Origin of the sequence: Delftia acidovorans SPH-1, assembly GCF_000018665.1 — a bacterium.
Taxonomy (GTDB): domain Bacteria; phylum Pseudomonadota; class Gammaproteobacteria; order Burkholderiales; family Burkholderiaceae_C; genus Comamonas; species Comamonas acidovorans.
The window spans coordinates 632,455-650,268 of the sequence record NC_010002.1 but is presented as its reverse complement, the minus strand read 5'-3'; the positions used below and the strand labels follow the sequence as shown (position 1 = coordinate 650,268).

Below are 17,814 nucleotides of genomic sequence, written 5' to 3'. Positions count from 1 at the left end.
TGGGCTGCCGGAGCCCTCCTCACTCGGCCTTGAAGTTGGATTCCTTGACGATGCGTTTCCAGCGCTCGTTGTCCGACTCGATCAGCCGCGCAAACTCGTCGGGCGTTCCCCGGCGCGGCACATAGCTGTAGCTGCGCAGCTTGGCCAGCACGTCGGGCATCTGCATGACCTTGTCCATCTGCTGCGCGAGCTGGGCCACGATGTCGCGGGGCGTGCCCTTGGGCGCCAGCAGGCCCGACCAGGAGCTGAAGCCCATGCCGTCCACGCCGGCCTCCTTGATGGTGGGCACCTGGGGAAAGACTTCGGCGCGCTGGGGCAGCAGCACGGCCAGCGCCTTGACCTTGCCCGTGCGGATCATCTCCACCGAGGTGAAGGAGTCGAACGAGAAATCCACCTCGCCCGCCACCACGGCCTGCATCTGCGGCGCCGTGCCCTTGTACTGGGCGTTGACGATGCCCGGCGCGCCAATCACCTTCTTGAACTGCTCGGTGATCAGCGAAATCATGCTGCTGCCCGAGGACACGCTCAACGGCTTGCCCTGTTTGGCCATGGCGACCAGCTCCTGCAGGCTGTTCACGGGCAAGTCCTTGCGCGCGATGAGGACGAAGCCCACGTCGCACAGATGGCTGATGGGCTCGAAGCTGGACAGCGCCTCGTAGCTGGTCTTGTAGAGCACGGGGCTCAGGGTCTGCGCGCCGGCCGTGTTCATCAGCAGGGTGTAGCCGTCAGGCGTGGCGCGCGCGGCCAGTTCCGTGCCGATGACGCCGTTGGCACCGCCCTTGTTGTCCACCACGAAGGACTGGCCGGTCAGCTCCCCGAGCTTTTGCATGGCCAGCCGCGCCACCACGTCGGTGGTGCCACCGGCGGGAAAGGGCACGATCACGCGCACGGACTTGTCGGGATAGGCGGCGGCTGCGCGCGCGTGCTGCGGCAGTCCCCAGGCTGCGGCCGCTGCCGCGCCAGCGGCCAGGAAGTGGCGGCGAGATGTCTCCTGCATGGCTTGTCTCCTTGTGTTGCTCTATCCCGGATGGGTGGCCGGTCCATGATGGGCAACGGACATATCGCCTGTCCAATACCAAGCGCCTATGCAACGATATCTTTTGCCAATCGTCCTGCAGCCGGCCACAGGCGATCTCTCTGGACGGCCCGCTACCATCGCAGCCTGCAGCCGGGGGAACCAAAGACCATGCCCCTGGCTCCCACAGTCCGCCATGCCGCACCAACCACCTCTTCGCCACACTGTCCCCCAGCACCTCGCCTTCTGGCTCCTCGCCTTTTTCCTTGCCGCCGCCAGCCTGCTTGCCACCCCTGCCGGCGCGCAGCTGCGCCTGAAGACCGGCAGCGGGGCGGCCGCGGCCGTGGACACGCCACGCGTGCGGGCCGAGCTCGTGGCCCAGGCACCCGAAGGCGTTCAGCCCGGCCAGACGCTGTGGCTGGGCCTGCTGATCACCCACCAGCCCGAATGGCATACCTATTGGAAGAACGCCGGTGACTCCGGCCTGGCCACCGAGCTGAACTGGCAGCTGCCTGCAGGCCTGACGGCGGGCGAGATCCAGTGGCCCGTGCCCGAGGCGCTGCGCGTGGGCCCGCTGCTCAACTACGGCTATGAAGGCCAGGTGCTGCTGCCCGTGCCCGTGCAGGTGGCCGCCGACTTCAAGCCGCCCGCGTCCGGCATGCTGGACCTGCGCCTGCACGCGAATTGGCTGGTCTGCCGCGTGGAGTGCATTCCCGAGGAAGGCGATTTCCAGCTGCAGCTGCCCGTGCAGGGCAGCACGGCAGGCCAGGGCCAGGCCTTCACCCAGGCCTGGGCGCTCAAGCCCCAGGCACTGTCTGCGCCAGCCCAGGCCAAGGTAGTGCCGGCCAGCCAGCCAGCAGCAGAAGGCAGGACGCCCGACGAGCGCGTGCAGCTGCGCATCGAGGGCCTGCCGGAATCCCTGCAGGGCCGCACGCTGGACTTCTATCCCGAATCTTCCGACACCTTCCACCACGCGGCAGAACTGGGCAAGGACTGGCAGCAGCGCTGGGATGGTGCGGCCTGGGTGGCCGAGCTGCCCCTGTCCGACATGCGCGGCGACACTCCGGCCAAGCTGCCCGTGGTTCTGGCCCTGCCACCTGCCGAGCGCACCGCAGCGCTGGAGCAGGGCCAGCCCGTGGCCTGGCGCGTCGAGGCTCCGGTCGAGGGCCGCTGGACGGCTGCCGCCATGGCCAGCGTTTCCCCCGCACTGGCCGCTGCCCTGGCGGCCAACCAGGCCGCTGCGCCTGCTGCCAGCGCCACCAGCCTGTGGATGGCCCTGCTCGGTGGCCTGGTGGGTGGACTGATCCTGAACCTCATGCCCTGCGTCTTCCCGGTGCTGGCCATCAAGATCCTGGGCTTTGCACGCCATGGACAGGACCGCCGCGCCCAGCGCCTGGGCGGGCTGGCCTATACGGCGGGCGTGGTCCTGTCCTTCCTGGCCCTGGGCGGACTGCTGCTGGCCCTGCGCGCAGCGGGCGAGCAGCTGGGCTGGGGCTTTCAGCTGCAGTCGCCGGCCATCGTGGCCCTGCTGGCAGCCCTGTTCACGCTGCTGGGGCTGAACCTGGCAGGCCTGTTCGAGTTCGGCTCCATGCTGCCCGGCCGCTGGGCTGCGGCCCATGCGCGCCATCCGGTGGCCGATGCCTTTCTGTCCGGCGTGCTGGCCGTGGCCATTGCCTCGCCCTGCACGGCGCCGTTCATGGGCGCCTCGCTGGGCTTTGCCATCGACATGCCGGCCCTGCAGGCGCTGACGGTGTTTGCCGCCCTGGGCCTGGGCATGGCCCTGCCCTATCTGCTGGCCAGCTTCGTTCCCGCCGTGGTGCGCTGGCTGCCGCGCCCAGGCGCCTGGATGGATACCTTCCGCCGCGCCATGGCCTTCCCCATGTTCGCCACCGTGGTCTGGCTGGTCTGGGTGCTGGGGCACCAGAGCGGCATCGACGCCGCCACCGCGCTGCTGGCCCTGCTGCTGGCATTCAGCGCCCTGGTCTGGACGCTGACGCTCAAGGGCCGCACGCGGGCCGTGCTGGCCACGCTGGCCGTGGTGCTGGCAGGCGCGCTGCTGGCCACCACCGCGCCCCTGATCACCACGCCTGCCCAGGCCGAGGGCACGGGCACGGCGTCCGCTGCAGGCGAGCGCTGGCAGCCCTGGTCGGCCGCCCGCGTGGCCGAGCTGCAGGCGGCGGGCAAGCCCGTGTTCGTGGACTACACAGCCGCCTGGTGCGTGACCTGCCAGGTCAACAAGCGCACCACGCTCAACCATGAGGAGGTGCTGGCCGCCTTCGACAAGCACGGCGTGACCCTGTTGCGCGCCGACTGGACGCGGCGCGACCCGGCCATCACCGCTGCGCTGCAGCAACTGGGCCGCAGCGGCGTGCCCGTCTATGTGCTGCATGCGCCGGGCAAGCCCCCGGTGGTGCTCAGCGAGCTGCTATCGAAGAGCGAGGTACTGGGGGCATTGGCCGCGCTTTGACGGCACGCCCTCCTGGGACAAACCCCGATTTTGGGTAGGTCCCAGGCCTACATTTGTTGCAGCGCACGCCGTCCTAGACTGGATGCATCCGGGGAATACCGCAATCCGAACGCTAGGCGCCGCGGCTGCCGCCCGACTCCGGAGACCCGCCCGCGCGGCAACTGCCCGCCCTGCACGACACAGGAGGTGGGCCATGCATGCACTGATCACCCATTCGCACCCTTCGGGGGTGCACCATCGTTCACGCGGCAAGGGTTTGCTGCTGGCGCTGGGGCTTGCCAGCCTGGCCGTGGCGGGGATCGTCCTGCCCTTTGTCTGGGACCTGCTGGGCTTCGTCAACGGATTGCCCAAGATGGGATGGCTGCAGTCCATCCTGGCGGTCTCGCCGGTGTTCAGCTGGCTGATGATGTTCGCCTGGGGCCTGGCCGTTCCCGTGGCGCTGATCTATGCGCTGTACCACCCGCAGACCCATCCCTGGGGCAATGCCGCCATGGTGGCGGGCGCCATGTTCATCGCCGTCACCTGGTACGTGCACATGCCCGCCGCATCGCAGTGCACGGCGATGTACCCGCAGACCGGCATGGCCTGCTCGGTGCTGCAATGGGGCTTCAGCATAAGCCTGGGCGTGGCAACGGCGGCCTATGTGTTCCTGGTCTTCATGATTGCGCTGTCCTCGCTGGGCCTGCTGGCCGAATGCGTTGCGCGCAATGAGCCGCCCAGGCCCTGAATCCGCAGGGTCTTGCGCAAGAGTCCCGGCCGCCGATTTTTTGCCGCCGGGCCGCCCCAAGGCAAAAAGCGGCCCCCTCGGGGGGGCAGCGGACCTTGCGCAGCAAAGGGAGTGGGGGCTTCTTTTATAATGGCCGCTGGGTGTCCAGACCGCATGGGGCGGCAGGACAGGTGTTGATAGCGCAGGTCGGGCCGCCTGCGCACCGGGGCCGCAAGGCCCCTTTGCTGCTTTGCACATGAACACCTACACGACCCCGCGGCCGTCCGGCCCGCGCACGCCCCTTTTCCTGTCTTTCGCCGATCGCGTCGGCGCCTTCCTGTCCCGCTGGTCCCATGCCGAGGCTGCGGGCGGCATCGTGCTGCTGCTGGCAGCGGCCGCCGCCCTGCTCTGGGCGAACTCCGGCTGGGCCGGCTCCTATGAGGCGCTGTGGCACACGCCGCTGAGCCTGGGCCTGGGCCCGTGGCAGCTGTCGCAATCCCTGCATTTCTGGGTCAACGATGCGCTGATGAGCGTGTTCTTTCTCGTGGTCGGCATGGAGATACGCCGTGAGATGCATTCCGGCGCACTGGCCCAGCCGCGCCAGGCGCTGCTGCCCGTGATGGCCGCGCTGGGCGGCGTTGTGGCGCCGGCCCTGATCTTCCTGGCCTTCAATGCCGCGCCGCCGCTGCGCAACGGCTGGGCCGTGCCCACGGCCACCGACATCGCCTTTGCCATGGGCGTGCTGGCCCTGCTGGGCCGGGGCCTGCCGCCCGCGCTGCGCGTGTTCCTGCTGGCGCTGGCCATCATCGACGACCTGGTGGCCGTGCTCATCATTGCGCTGTTCTATTCGGGCGGGCTGCAGTGGAGCCAGCTGCTGGTGGCCGCCGCCGGCCTGGCCGGCGTGTTCCTGCTGCAGTCGCTGGGCGTGCGCCGCGCCTGGGCCTATGTGCTGCCGGGCGCCGTGCTCTGGTGGGGCATCTGGCAGACCGGCGCCCATCCCACGCTGGCCGGCGTGGTGCTGGGCCTGGTGACGCCCGTGCACGCACTGGCAGGCCGCGAAAGCGCCGCGCCCGTGGAGCGCGTGCAGGCGGACCTGCATCCCTGGGTGGCCTTTGGCGTGATGCCGCTGTTTGCGCTGGCCAATGCCGGCGTGCCGCTGCAGGGCGCGGGCACCGCTGGCATTGATGTGGCGGGCACGTCGGCCGTGATGTGGGGCGTGGCCCTGGCCCTGGTACTGGGCAAGCCGCTGGGCGTGCTGCTCAGCTGCTGGCTGGCCGTACGCCTGCGGATGTGCGCGCTGCCGCCAGGCATGGGCTGGGGCGACACGCTGCTGGCAGGCCTGCTGGCAGGCATTGGCTTCACCATGGCCATCTTCATCGCCACGCTGGCCTTTGACAGCGAGGCCCTGCTCAATGCCGCCAAGCTGGGGGTGCTGATGGCCTCGGCCACGGCCGCCGTGCTGGGCCTGGCCTGGGGCCTGGTGCTGCGCCGCCGCCATGCTGCGTCCGCGACAGTGCAGCCGGCCTGATCCGCATGCGCTGCGTACACTGCGGCGCATGAGTGATACAGCCACAGTCTCCCGCCTGCGTGACATCCTCGTGCAGTGCCGCACCCTGGCCGTGGTCGGCCTGTCGCCGCAGCCCGACCGGCCCAGCCACCAGGCCTCGCAGTACATGCAGCGCCACGGCTACCGCATCGTTCCCGTGAACCCCGTGGTGGCACGCGAAGGCGGACGCATCCTGGGCGAGCCCGTCCATGCCAGCCTGGCCGACGCTGCGGCCGCGCTGGCCGCACAGGGCCTGCGCATCGACATGGTCGATTGCTTCCGAAAGAGCGAGGACATCCCGCCGCTGGCCGCCGAGGCCGTTGCCATCGGCGCGCGCTGCCTGTGGCTGCAACTGGGCGTGGTCAACGATGCCGCCCTGGAACTGGCCCGCGCTGCAGGCCTGTGGACCGTGCAGGACCGCTGCGTGAAGATCGAGCACCAGCGCCTGCTGGCCGATACCCCAGCCGCTGCCCGGTAGCTCAGGAATTGCCCATGAAAAAGGCCGCAGCCCCTGAAAGGCTGCGGCCTGCAATTGGCGTGGACCAAGGCCCGGTCAGTCCGGTGCAGGTTACCTGCCTCCGTCCGGGTGTCTGCTTCAGCCCACATCCAGCATCATGCACGGTCTTTGTGACAGCCCTGTGATGCACATCACGGTCCGGCTCACTGCACAAGAAGCCGGATCCGCCCTCTCTTTCCGAAAATCCCCCGATTCCCCCCCAAGCGCCGGGACGGCCTCAGCCGCGCCGCGTGAACAGGCGCATGTAGCGCGAAGGCAGGTCCTGCATGCGCATCATGATGGGCAGGTCTGCCGTGTTGAAGTCGCTGTCCCAGGCCGGTGCGCCCAGCACCTTGGCGCCCGTGCGCAGATAGCCCTGGATCAGCGCGGGCGGCTCCACGCTCATGCCGCTGGTGCTGACCGAGGCCAACTCCTCGGGCAGGGCCACGCGGGGACGCACCTGCAGCTCGGGCTCGGCCAGATGGGTCTGGCGCAGTTGCTGCCAGACGCGCGCCGGGCCCTCGCCGTGGGCCAGGCCCGGGTACTGCATGGGAATGCTGGCGCAGCCGACCATGGCGTCCAGCTGGTTGCGCTGCATGAATTCGGCCAGGGCGCCCCACAGCGCCAGGATCACGCCGCCCTGGCGGTGCGACGCATGCACGCAGCTGCGGCCCAGCTCCACCATGCGCGGGCGCCAGGCGTGCAGCGGGGCGAGGTCGAATTCCTGGTCGGAGTACAGGCCGCCCGCGCGCAGCGCCTGGGTGGGGGTGAGCAGGCGGTAGGTGCCGATGACCACGCCCTTGTCGGCATCGCAGACCATCAGGTGCTCGCAGAAATCGTCGAAGGCGTCGATGTCGTGTCCGGCCAGCGGCGTCTGCAGCACGGCGCCCATCTCGGCGGCGAACACCGCGTGGCGCAGGCGCTGCACCTGTCGCACTTCGTCAAGGTGCCGAGCCCAGCGCACGTCCAGCCGCAGCGGTTTGTCTGCGGCCTGGGGTGGCTGGAGAAGCGCGGAAAGCGGGGGCTTGGCGACGTCGATCGCCGCGTTGCGAAGGGTGTCCAGAACGTCCATATGCCCGCCTTCCTCGTCATGTTGGACGCAGTCGGTGACCTGCCTGTGCCACTCGGTTTGCCTGCGTGCCGCCATTGTGGAAAGCGGCCATGAAAGTCCCGCGACGGTTGCGTTACAGCAACATGTCATGCCGCACTGCAATGGTGCACTGCAGCAAATGCCTCTATGACAGGTGTTGCGCGCAAGTTGGTGCACGCCATCCCAGGGTTGGCATGTCGTCAAAAATGAAACAAATTGTGCGTTAATGACAGGGCCGCATGCCCGGCCATCGCGGCATGCGGAGTCCTCAGTCTTCCCTTGCCGCGCCATGCTCCAGACCCTTCGCTCCAAGATCCTTGCCATCAGCACAGCCACCGTGGTCGGCGCCCTTGCCATCACGGGGGCCGCCACGTACCACATCGTCCGCGGCAGCACGTTCCAGACCATCGAACAGGACCTGGACGCCATCACCGCAGGCAACACCATGGCCATCGACCAGTGGGTGGCCTCCAAGGCGCGCGCCGTCAGCGCCGCCGCCGCCGTGATCGAGCATGGCGACCCGCAGGGCTTTGCCGCCCACATGGGCCAGGCCAGCGGCTTTCCCATCACCACGGTGGGCTGGGAAGACAAGACCTACAAGTCCACCACCAGCACCCCGCCCGACTACGACCCCACGGCCCGCCCCTGGTACAAGAGCGCCGTGCAGGCCGGCAAGCTGACGCTGACCAAGCCCTATGGCGACTCCACCACGGGCGTGCCCTATGTGGCCTTCGTGGCGCCCATGCTGCGCGGCGGCGCGCTGCAGGGCGTGATCAGCGGCGCCGTGCCGCTGGAGGGCGTGCGCGAGGTGGTCTCCGCCATCCGCCCGACGCCCGGCAGCCTGGGCTTTGTGGTCAGCCGTGACGGCCAGGTGCTGGCGCATGCCGATGCCAAGCTGCTGCTCAAGCCCACCTCCGACCTCTCCGAGCTGCTGACGCCTGCCGCGCTGACCGCGCTGGCCAGCGCCACGGCGCCGCTGGAAGTGAACCTGGGCGGCAGCGCCAAGCTGCTCAAGGCCCGCCCGGTGCAGGGCACGGACTGGCTGCTGGTGGTGGCGCTGGACAAGGCCGAGGCCACGACCGGACTGCAAAGCGTGCTCAAGACGCTGGCCATTGCCATCGTGCTGCTGGCCTGCCTGGCCACGGCCGTGGCGGCGGCGCTGACGGCCCAGTCCTTCCGGCGCCTGTCGCAGGTGCGCGACGCCATGGACAAGATCGGCTCGGGCGGCGGCGACCTGACGCAGCGCCTGCCGGTGTCGGGCAATGACGAAGTGGCGCAGATCGCCTCGTCCTTCAACGGCTTCGTCGAGCAGATCGGCACCGTGCTCAAGGATGTGCGCAACGGCGTGGAGTCCATGAAGACCGCCACCGACGAGATCAAGCTGGGCAACCTGGACCTGTCCAACCGCACCGAGTCCTCGGCCAGCAGCCTGCAGGAGACCTCGGCCTCGTTGTCGCAGCTGACGGCCAATGTGCGCCAGTCGGCCGAGGCGGCCGCCATGGCCACGCGCCTGGCCCAGTCGGCCAGCAGCTCGGCCACCAAGGGTGGCGACGTGGTGGGCAGCGCCGTGAGCACCATGGACGACATCTCCAAGGCCTCGTCCAAGATCGGCGAGATCATCGGCGTCATCGATGCCATCGCCTTCCAGACCAACATCCTGGCACTCAATGCCGCCGTCGAGGCAGCCCGCGCCGGTGAACAGGGCCGGGGCTTTGCCGTGGTGGCGGCAGAAGTGCGCAGCCTGGCCCACCGCAGCGCGGCGGCCGCCAAGGAGATCAAGACCCTGATCGACGCCTCCGGCGCCAGCGTGGCCATGGGCACGGACCGCGTGCGCGCGGCCGGCCAGACCATGGGCGAGATCGTGGACGGCATCCAGCGCGTCTCCCAGATCATTGTCGAGATCAACGGCGCCATGACCGAGCAGAGCGTGGGCATCGGCCAGATCAACCAGGCCGTGGCCGACATGGACCGCGCCACGCAGCAGAACGCCGCGCTGGTGGAGGAGTCCACCGCCGCATCGTCCGTGCTCAACGAGCAGGCCCACCACCTGTCGCGCACGGTGGCCGGCTTCACGCTGGAAGGGCGTGCGCCTGCCCGGGATCAGTTGCTGCTCACCAACTGAGCCGCAGCACGCGACGGGCTCAGGCCTGGGCCGGCGCTCCCAGGCGCTGGGACAGGCTGCGCGCCTGGGCCTGCAGCAGCAGGGCCGGCCGGCCTTGCAGGTCCAGGTCCAGCGTGGCCGAAGGGCCGATGGCGGCAATGGCCAGCACCAGCTGGCCAAAGCCGTCGAACACCGGCACGGCCAGCGCGCTCACGCCTGACAGCAGCTGGTTCTCGACCCGGCTCAGGCGGCTGGCGCGGATGGCGGCCAGCTCCTTTGCAAAGGCGGGCTCCTCCAGGCTGTGACCTTCCGCGTCCAGCAGGGGCGCGATGCGCCCGGGCTCGCCAAAGGCCGCAAAGATCTTGCCCGTGGCCGTGTGGCGCAGCGATGCGGGCGTGCCGTGGCGCATGGCCACATAGACATGGGTGGGCCCCTCTTCCACGCGGATGATGGTCGGCCCCTGGCCGCTCCACATGGCAATCGACACCGTACTGCCCACCTCCTGCGCCAGCGCGGGCAGCTCGGCAATCGCCAGGCGCACGGGATCGGCCTGCTGCAGGCTGATCAGCCCCATCTGTATGGCCAGCGGCCCCAGGCCGTAGTGGCCGCTGGCGCGGTCCTGCTCCATCAGGCCCAGCTTGCAGAAGCTCACCAGGTAGGGGTGGGCCTTGGCCGCCGTCATGCCGGCCTCGCGCGCCAGATCCTTCAGCGCCATGCGACGGCCGGTGCGCGCCAGCGCCTTGAGCAGCTGGCCGCCGACCTCCACGCTCTGGATGCCGCGCGGGCCGCGCGCAGGCTCGTCATCGGCGCTGTCGGAGGGGAAGACGGGGTCGTTCGGGGAGGAGGCGGCATCGGACATGGCAGGCATTGTGAAGGCTGGAACCCGAAGTTTGCGGCTCCGAGGGTTTTTCACTATGTCAAATGAATTGTTCAATGTTGAATTTTTCCCTAGCATTCAGGCATTCGATAAAAACAAATGCATTTGTCCATCTCAAAAGCAGGATGCCCATGACCACCAAGACCTTTGCCTCCGCCGCCGACCTCGAAATCAAGCAGGTCAGCTTCGACAAGCTCTCCGAGCACGCCTACGCCTACACGGCCGAAGGCGACCCCAACACCGGCATCATCATTGGCGACGACGCCGTGATGGTGATCGACACCCAGGCCACGCCCGTCATGGCCCAAGACGTGATACGCCGCATCCGCGAGGTCACGGACAAGCCCATCAAGTACGTCACGCTGTCGCACTACCACGCGGTGCGCGTGCTGGGCGCCTCGGCCTTCTTCGCGGAAGGCGCCGAGCACATCATCGCCAGCCAGGACACCTACGACCTCATCGTGGAGCGCGGCGAGCAGGACAAGGCCAGCGAGATCGGCCGCTTCCCGCGCCTGTTCCAGAACGTGGAAAGCGTGCCCGAGGGCATGACCTGGCCCACCCTCACCTTCACCGGCAAGATGACCCTGTGGCTGGGCAAGCTGGAAGTGCAGATCCTGCAGTTGGGCCGCGGCCACACCAAGGGCGACACCGTGGTCTGGCTGCCCCAGGACAAGGTGCTGTTCAGCGGCGACCTGGTGGAATTCGGCGCCACGCCCTATGCGGGCGACGCCTACTTCCAGGACTGGCCGCACACGCTGGACGCCATCGCCGCCCTGCAGCCCGAGAAACTCGTGCCCGGCCGGGGCGCCGCGCTGCAGACGCCGGCCGAGGTGCAGGCCGGCCTGGCCGGCACGCGCGACTTCATCAGCGACCTGTGGACCGAGGTCAAGGCCGGCGCCGATGCCCAGCAGGACCTGCGCAAGGTCTACGAGGCCGCCTTCGCCAAGCTGCAGCCCAAGTACGGCCAGTGGGTGATCTTCAACCACTGCATGCCCTTCGATGTGACCCGCGCCTATGACGAGGCATCGGGCCACGCCGACCCGCGCATCTGGACCGCCGAGCGCGACCGCCAGATGTGGCTGGCGCTCGAAGGCTGATGCACGGCGGCGTCCGGGCCTGAACACCGGCACGCCCGCCCCTCGCACCCGTCCGTGAACCGGCGCCCTGGCGCGCCGGCGGGGATGGCTGCGCCCTTTTTTTCCACACTGCCCACGCCAGAGGACGAACACCATGTCCCACCCCGCCATCTCCCTGCAAGCGCTGCGCGGCAGCGGCGCAGACATACAGTCCATCCACATCCCCTACGAGCGCCATGCCGACCAGGACGCCGGTGCGGACACGCCCGCCCGGCATCCCGTGGTCATCGTCGGCGCCGGCCCCGTGGGCCTGTCGCTGGCCATCGACCTGGCCCAGCGCGGCCAGCGCGTGGTGCTGCTGGACAACGACTGCCGGCTGTCCACGGGCTCGCGCGCCATCTGTTTTTCCAAGCGCACGCTGGAGATCTGGGACCGCCTGGGCGTGGGCCAGGCGATGGTGGACAAGGGTGTGTCCTGGAACCTGGGCAAGGTCTTCTTCAAGGACCAGCCGCTGTACCGCTTCGACCTGCTGCCCGAGGACGGCCACGAGCGCCCGGCCTTCATCAACCTGCAGCAGTACTACGCCGAGGCCTACCTGGTCGAGCGCGCACTGCAGCTGCCGCTGATCGACCTGCGCTGGCACAGCAAGGTCACGGCGCTCGAGCCGCAGGCCGAGGGCGCCCTGCTGACCGTGGAGACGCCCGATGGCAGCTACCGCATCGATGCGCAATGGGTCCTGGCCTGCGACGGCTCGCGCTCGCCGCTGCGTGGCCTGCTGGGCCAGGAAAGCCATGGCCGCATCTTCCGCGACCGCTTCCTGATCGCCGACGTGAAGATGCACGCCGAATTCCCCACCGAGCGCTGGTTCTGGTTCGACCCGCCCTTCCACCCGGGCCAGAGCGTGCTGCTGCACCGCCAGCCCGACGATGTCTGGCGCATCGACTTCCAGCTGGGCTGGGACGCGGACCCCGAGGAAGAGAAAAAGCCCGAGAACATCGTGCCGCGCATCCGCGCCCTGCTGGGCAAGGACGCGCCCTTCGAGCTGGAATGGGCCAGCGTCTACACCTTCGCCTGCCTGCGCATGGACCGCTTCGTCCATGGCCGCGTGGTCTTCGCGGGCGACAGCGCCCACGGCGTCTCGCCATTTGGCGCACGCGGCGCCAACAGCGGCGTGCAGGATGCCGAGAACCTGGCCTGGAAGCTGGACCGCGTGCTGCGCGGCCAGGCCGATGCCTCGCTGATCGCCACCTACGGCGCCGAGCGCGAATACGCGGCCGACGAGAACATCCGCAACTCCACGCGCGCCACCGACTTCATCACGCCCAAGAGCGAGATCAGCCGCCTGTTCCGCGACGCCGTGCTCGACCTGGCGCGCGACCATGAATTCGCGCGCCGCATCGTCAACAGCGGGCGGCTGTCCGTGCCGGCCACGCTGCATGGCTCCGCGCTCAACACGCCTGACACCGACACCTTCGACGGAACGCAGCTGCCCGGCGCCGTGCTGGCCGATGCGCCCATGCGCCGGCCCGGCGCAGACGGCACGGCCTGGCTGCTGCGCGCACTGGGACCGGACTTCACGCTGCTGCACTTCGGCCCCACGCCCGCCTGGGCGCAGGCGCTGCCCGGCGTGCTCAACCTGTCCATCGCGGCCGAGGGAGAGGCCCATGCGCACGGCGCCGACCTCATCGATGCACGCGGCCTGGCGGCCAAACGCCTGGATGCGCGCCCCGGCACCAGCTACCTGCTGCGGCCTGACCAGCATGTCTGCGCGCGCTGGCGCCGCCCCGACGAGGCCGGCGTGCGCGCCGCTCTCCAAAGAGCCTCCCCCTGAGTCGCTTCGCGCCTTCCCCCTCTCTCGCTACGCGGGAGGGGGACGACAGCCTCGCTGCGGGGCGGCCCTTGCTCGCTGTCCCTGGTGGAGGCCCCACCAAAGGATTCCCCCATTTTTGTCAGGAGACCGCCATGCTGCTGTCCACCCACCCCAACCTGCAGGCCTGCGACGATTTCTACGAAGCCCTGATCGCCACCCACCAGGGGCTCGATACCGCGCAAAGCCATGCCCTCAATGCCCGCCTCGTGCTGCTGCTGGCCAACCACATCGGCCACCAGGGCACCTTGCTGCATGCGCTCGAACTGGCCCGCGCCAGCGCAGGACTTGCCCCTGCCGGCGCGGACCCGGCCGAGCGCGGCGCCGTGACACCGGTCGCCCCGGTGCACGCGGCCGCCTGAAGCCGCGCGCCGCCGCCCGTGCGGCGGCCTGCCATCCCCACAAAGGCGCCCGCCTCACAACTCGGACATCTCACAAGGGCGCCGCATACAACATGGAGACAAGGATGCAACGCAAGCAGTTTCTGGCCGCACTGGCCTGCTCGGGCCTGGCCCTGGCCGCAGGGCCTGCCGCCCTCGCACAGGACAAGCCCCTGGAATGGGTCGTGGGCTATGCGGCCGGCGGCGGCTCGGACGTGGTCGCCCGCGTCATCGCCGAAGCCATGGGCCGCAACATGGAGCGGGTCATCGTCATCAACAACAAGCCAGGCGCGGGCACCAACATCGCGGCCGAGTACAGCGCCCGCTCGCGCGACCACGGCAACCTCATGTTCACGGCCGACTTCGCCACGCTGGCGGCCAACCCCTTCCTGTTCAGCAAGCTCAACTACAACGCCGAGCGCGACTTCAAGCCCGTGGGCATGCTGGTGCGCTTTCCCATGCTGCTGGTGGTCAACAACGAGGTGCCCGCCACCAACCTCGCCGAATTCCTGGCATGGGCCAAACAGCAAAAGACCGGCGTGAGCTGGGGCTCGGCCGGCCTGGGCAGCCCCCACCACCTGGTGGGCGAACTGTTCCGCGAACAGGCGGGCATCAGCAACATGACCCATGTGCCCTACCGTGGCGCCGCCCCGGCCGTGCAGGACGTGGTCGGCGGCCAGATCCCTGCCATGTGGGCCGACAGCGCCACCATCATTCCCTTCCTGAGCGAGAAAAAGCTCAAGGCCATCGGCGTGGCCAGCCCCGCCCGCGTGGACGTTCTGCCCCAGATCGCCACGCTGCAGGAGCAGGGTCTGAAAGGTTTCGAGGGCTATGCCTGGCAGGGCATCGTCGTGCCCACGGGCAGCTCGGCCGAGGTGGTCAAGAAGTTCAGCCAGTCGCTGCAGCAGGCCCTGGCCGACACCCGCACCAAGGCACGCCTGGCCGCCATGGGCGTGGAGCCCATGCCCGGCAGCGCCGACCAGATGGGCCAGTTCGTGCGCGCCGAGCGCAGCAAGTGGGGCCGGGTGATCTCGGCCAACAATATCAAGCTGGATTGAGCGAGCCCTCGCCGCCCCGAGCGGCGATGACTCCATGAAAGTGCCCGACCTCAGCAGGCCCTTGCGCCGGTGGTCGGCACTTCCAGCAAATCCAGGGGACAGATGCCGCCTTGCAGGAATTCCGTTTGCCCCAGGCAAGACTTCCACAGTAGCGAAGCCCCGCTCAGCAAATCCACCACACCTCCCAGACGACCTTACCTGGCAAGCCTTTGCCTTTCCAAGCTTGCTGGCGCAGGACCGCCTGGCCGTAGCAAGCATCGGCGAGGGCGGCTGTGAAGGCTTGACCAGATCCGCTCCTGATTCCCAAGCCTTCGGATCACCACCGCGTGGTGTTCATGGACACAGGCAGCGGTCCTCTATCTAGATCTCAGGTCGAATGGCGTCTCCGGTGCGCCTTTGGGAACTGCAATCTGTTTCGGTCTTGCCATGGATTGACAGATGTGCTTAGGGTTCAACCAATGGACCATTTCCAAATTAGACAGCCGAGCGCATACACCAGCGTGTGGCATTGACGACTTGCACAATTCGTCCTCTCGCTAAGGCTCCGCAAATCCGTCCGCATAAGATAACGGGCGACAACCCTCCTTTTTCACGCAACACCCTGTCAACCAGGGCTTGCATGTCCCTACCCGTGGCCGTGCTCCTTCCAAAGCAGCACTCATAAGCCACTCGAGGATTTATCCAAGTAAATCCGGCGAAATATCAGAAGATTCTTATACGCCGCGGCCTCATTTTCAGATTCGACCCTATTCCCTACATCCCCAAAAAAATTTCTAATACGCCTTACCCAGAAAATAGAAGAGAAAAATGAGAATTCCCTTCTTAATTTAAATTCTTCGTTTTCTTAAAATTGTCAATGCTTGACCAAAAGATCAGCAGCCACATAAAAATCCCAGACCAAATACTGCCTCATCAAACATAGAAGTTTATATCTTGCAGTCTTCCTTTAATTAATTCCAGAGCAATCCAAGATTAAAAAACAAAAGCGCAAGAAAAATACATTACCTCACATCATTAACACAGGAGGTCAAGGTGAAGAAATTTCATATTATTTTTACGATTGCGCTATTATTTTTAATACCAAAAACAGCATTCTGCAAAGGGTGGTTAGACGTTAGCACTACATACAATAGATATATCGGATGGGCTTGCCAACCGGGATCGGCCGACCCCGTAGGCATCCATATCTATGCTGATGGTCACTATATTGGTGGCGGCAACGCAGCCATCGTCCGCGAATTTGCCGTGCAATACGCCTGCAACAGCATTACCTCACGTCATGGTTTCGACATTTCCATCGATGTTCCCGCTGTTCTACTGGACGGCACCATTCGCGATGTGACCGTATACGCGATATATGCCAACAACCGGAGCGAAAGGTTGAACAACACACCGGTGAAACTTAAATTTTTCGCCTTACCTGGAAAAGAAAAACCCACTGTGATTGGTGATGTAGTCGGCAGAGACTTGGGTAGTCAGGAAGTGGGGTCATTGGGGCATATCGGCATTTGGGATGGTCGCAACGTACTTGAAGCCATCGGGTATGGCGACGCCAATGACACCATCAAGGAGACCCCTTGGTCATCGTTTTCCAGCAAGCCCAACCTCTGGAAAACAATTTCCCCGGTGTGGCAAGGAGATTTCAGGCAGCGTTTTTGCGACGAGTCGGTTTGTTGGCATAGACAAAATGACAATGGTGTGTTGTATTTATTAGGCAACCAAACCCGCACCACCTGGCTCCAGGAAATGGCTGCAAGATCCGCATATGTCAAATACAAAATAGGTGCATCCTACACATTGAGCGCTTATTTCACGCCAGCTCGACAAGGATTGAGTTACTGGACCAAGAGCTTTTGCAGCCCGTTCGCGAGTCAATGCCAAATGACGAAGGTAGAAAGAAAACCGATACGAGGGTTTTACCGCTGCGATGGCCTTGTTCTGGATGCCTGGACCAGTACTGCCATTCGAGGTGGCACCCCTTTGCTGGGTCAGGAAATCTACGCAGCTCCGCATCAAAGCGTGGTGGATAGTTGGAACCGACAAATGAGCTATCAAATCGCGTGGAACAGAATCATTACTCCAGCAAATGTGCATGCAAACCTTCAACAAAGAAATTGGTAGATATGTCTTCAAAAAATAATATAATTATATTATTGGCAGTCTTGATCACCACTGCCTCGGCAATAGGCTTATATGTCTATCTGGATACCAACTCATCGGAGCCCATCAATCCGCAGACGGGTTCGCTGGCAAGCGAACCCAGGTCGCCATCTTCAATGCCTCCTGCCAGCTCTCAAAATCGATCCGAGCGCATCAGCAGCACGCGTACGAGCGGTTCACAAACAGAACGCTCCGGAAATATGGCGCCGTCGTCAACGGCGCAAGGCACTGCCTCGGTCAGCACGGAGGAGCTTCTCGAAAAAAAGAAGCAAGCAGTTTTCAGCTACTCCAGGGAGGGAAACTTCCCTGACACTCGTGTTCGGCTGAAAAAGTCCTTCGACGAAAAAATCCTGACCGCAAACGAGTATTACGGTGAATTGGCCCATATGCTTTCAATCTCGGTGGATGCCCCTGCAAGTATCACCAAGGAAGTTCTGGAATCAGGAAATAAATATGGCCGTGATGTACTGCTGGGCAATCTAGGCAGCAATCTTGACCTGCCCAATAGCATCTCCGCATCCGAGAGGAATGCCATTTTCGACATGGTAAATGGCGCCAAGCCGGAATTGGGCGGTGGCATCCATGAACTGGGGTTTTCAGATGTCTTCAGATATGAGGATTGGCTGAAATCCCTCAAGACGTATGCTCCTGACGAAGCGATTTTTCATAAAACGCTTGAAAATCTCATTCAAACAAGGATGGCTGATCCCAGGGAAATGCTGGCGCTGCAGTCCGCGTTTCGGGACGAAAAATTCTTGAACCACATAGACCCAATCGCCCGCGAAAGATACTTGTTTTATATTTCGGGATACATCAAAGACTATCCAGGCAACAGCGTCGCCCAAAGCATCAACAAGGCAAAGCAGGATTATCTTGATGACATGAAGCGCTGATGCTGGCGGTGGATTGACTTGGATGACTTGGCGGCATGCCTGTATGTCACGACCACAACCACAGTCACCAGAGCCAGACAAC

The 17,814-nt window shown here is 65.6% G+C and carries 14 protein-coding genes; 11 read left to right on the top strand and 3 right to left on the bottom strand.

The features are described 5' to 3' along the window. Positions 1-19: 19 nt before the first annotated feature. Positions 20-997, bottom strand: coding sequence for a Bug family tripartite tricarboxylate transporter substrate binding protein (locus tag DACI_RS02985; protein ID WP_012202520.1), 978 nt, complete (start codon positions 995-997; stop codon positions 20-22). A 214-nt stretch (positions 998-1,211) separates the two neighbouring features. On the opposite strand from DACI_RS02985, the gene DACI_RS02980 reads away from it, so the two are divergent. The 4 genes from DACI_RS02980 to DACI_RS02965 all read left to right on the top strand — a co-directional run bounded on the left by DACI_RS02980 (position 1,212) and on the right by DACI_RS02965 (position 6,212). Beyond that, the gene (locus DACI_RS02980) at positions 1,212-3,482 is read left to right on the top strand and encodes a protein-disulfide reductase DsbD family protein (protein WP_043780463.1); all 2,271 of its coding nucleotides are present in this window, start codon (positions 1,212-1,214) and stop codon (positions 3,480-3,482) included. Between the two features lie 193 nt (positions 3,483-3,675). Further along, positions 3,676-4,209 carry a hypothetical protein gene (locus DACI_RS02975; RefSeq protein ID WP_012202518.1) on the top strand — a complete coding sequence of 178 codons (534 nt, stop codon included), beginning with the start codon at positions 3,676-3,678 and terminating at the stop codon, positions 4,207-4,209. A 235-nt stretch (positions 4,210-4,444) separates the two neighbouring features. Next, the gene (nhaA, locus tag DACI_RS02970) at positions 4,445-5,716 is read left to right on the top strand and encodes a Na+/H+ antiporter NhaA (protein ID WP_012202517.1); all 1,272 of its coding nucleotides are present in this window, start codon (positions 4,445-4,447) and stop codon (positions 5,714-5,716) included. A gap of 28 nt (positions 5,717-5,744) precedes the next feature. After that, entirely contained in the window at positions 5,745-6,212 is a 468-nt protein-coding gene (locus DACI_RS02965; protein ID WP_043780459.1) for a CoA-binding protein, read from the top strand. Positions 6,213-6,468: 256 nt separating this feature from the next. Here the strand turns inward: DACI_RS02965 and DACI_RS02960 are convergent, their stop codons facing one another. Further along, on the bottom strand, positions 6,469-7,302 hold the full coding sequence (locus tag DACI_RS02960; RefSeq protein WP_043780457.1) for a GNAT family N-acetyltransferase: 834 nt from the start codon (positions 7,300-7,302) through the stop codon (positions 6,469-6,471). A gap of 307 nt (positions 7,303-7,609) precedes the next feature. Here DACI_RS02960 and DACI_RS02955 point away from each other — a divergent pair, with 307 nt between their 5' ends. Then, on the top strand, positions 7,610-9,442 hold the full coding sequence (locus DACI_RS02955) for a methyl-accepting chemotaxis protein (RefSeq protein ID WP_012202514.1): 1,833 nt from the start codon (positions 7,610-7,612) through the stop codon (positions 9,440-9,442). Between the two features lie 19 nt (positions 9,443-9,461). On the opposite strand, the gene DACI_RS02950 is transcribed toward DACI_RS02955, so the two are convergent. Next, positions 9,462-10,280, bottom strand: a complete 819-nt coding sequence (locus DACI_RS02950) for an IclR family transcriptional regulator (RefSeq protein ID WP_174549409.1) — start codon at positions 10,278-10,280, stop codon at positions 9,462-9,464. A gap of 149 nt (positions 10,281-10,429) precedes the next feature. Between DACI_RS02950 and DACI_RS02945 the strand changes: the two genes are divergently transcribed. The 6 genes from DACI_RS02945 (at position 10,430) to DACI_RS02925 (ending at position 17,732) form a co-directional block, all read left to right on the top strand. Then, positions 10,430-11,395 carry an MBL fold metallo-hydrolase gene (locus tag DACI_RS02945; protein WP_012202512.1) on the top strand — a complete coding sequence of 322 codons (966 nt, stop codon included), beginning with the start codon at positions 10,430-10,432 and terminating at the stop codon, positions 11,393-11,395. 133 nt (positions 11,396-11,528) lie between these two features. Further along, entirely contained in the window at positions 11,529-13,205 is a 1,677-nt protein-coding gene (locus tag DACI_RS02940; RefSeq protein ID WP_012202511.1) for an FAD-dependent oxidoreductase, read from the top strand. 131 nt (positions 13,206-13,336) lie between these two features. After that, positions 13,337-13,603, top strand: coding sequence for a DUF2783 domain-containing protein (locus DACI_RS02935; protein WP_013800326.1), 267 nt, complete (start codon positions 13,337-13,339; stop codon positions 13,601-13,603). 104 nt (positions 13,604-13,707) lie between these two features. Further along, positions 13,708-14,679 (top strand): Bug family tripartite tricarboxylate transporter substrate binding protein, encoded by a 972-nt coding sequence (locus tag DACI_RS02930; protein WP_043780454.1) that lies wholly within the window; start codon positions 13,708-13,710, stop codon positions 14,677-14,679. A 1,032-nt stretch (positions 14,680-15,711) separates the two neighbouring features. After that, positions 15,712-16,800 carry a hypothetical protein gene (locus DACI_RS31805; protein ID WP_012202509.1) on the top strand — a complete coding sequence of 363 codons (1,089 nt, stop codon included), beginning with the start codon at positions 15,712-15,714 and terminating at the stop codon, positions 16,798-16,800. Between the two features lie 41 nt (positions 16,801-16,841). Continuing rightward, positions 16,842-17,732: a hypothetical protein gene (locus DACI_RS02925; RefSeq protein WP_225971026.1), complete on the top strand. Its 891-nt coding sequence runs from the start codon at positions 16,842-16,844 to the stop codon at positions 17,730-17,732. Positions 17,733-17,814 lie beyond the last annotated feature (82 nt).

Coding starts and splice junctions, on each gene's coding strand:
- DACI_RS02960 (WP_043780457.1), bottom strand. CDS start 7,302: ATGGACGTTCTGGACACCCTTCGCAACGCGGCGATCGACGTCGCCAAG.
- DACI_RS02965 (WP_043780459.1), top strand. CDS start 5,745: ATGAGTGATACAGCCACAGTCTCCCGCCTGCGTGACATCCTCGTGCAG.
- DACI_RS02950 (WP_174549409.1), bottom strand. CDS start 10,280: ATGTCCGATGCCGCCTCCTCCCCGAACGACCCCGTCTTCCCCTCCGAC.
- DACI_RS02945 (WP_012202512.1), top strand. CDS start 10,430: ATGACCACCAAGACCTTTGCCTCCGCCGCCGACCTCGAAATCAAGCAG.
- DACI_RS02935 (WP_013800326.1), top strand. CDS start 13,337: ATGCTGCTGTCCACCCACCCCAACCTGCAGGCCTGCGACGATTTCTAC.
- DACI_RS02940 (WP_012202511.1), top strand. CDS start 11,529: ATGTCCCACCCCGCCATCTCCCTGCAAGCGCTGCGCGGCAGCGGCGCA.
- DACI_RS02975 (WP_012202518.1), top strand. CDS start 3,676: ATGCATGCACTGATCACCCATTCGCACCCTTCGGGGGTGCACCATCGT.
- DACI_RS02985 (WP_012202520.1), bottom strand. CDS start 997: ATGCAGGAGACATCTCGCCGCCACTTCCTGGCCGCTGGCGCGGCAGCG.
- DACI_RS02930 (WP_043780454.1), top strand. CDS start 13,708: ATGCAACGCAAGCAGTTTCTGGCCGCACTGGCCTGCTCGGGCCTGGCC.
- nhaA (WP_012202517.1), top strand. CDS start 4,445: ATGAACACCTACACGACCCCGCGGCCGTCCGGCCCGCGCACGCCCCTT.
- DACI_RS02980 (WP_043780463.1), top strand. CDS start 1,212: ATGCCGCACCAACCACCTCTTCGCCACACTGTCCCCCAGCACCTCGCC.
- DACI_RS02955 (WP_012202514.1), top strand. CDS start 7,610: ATGCTCCAGACCCTTCGCTCCAAGATCCTTGCCATCAGCACAGCCACC.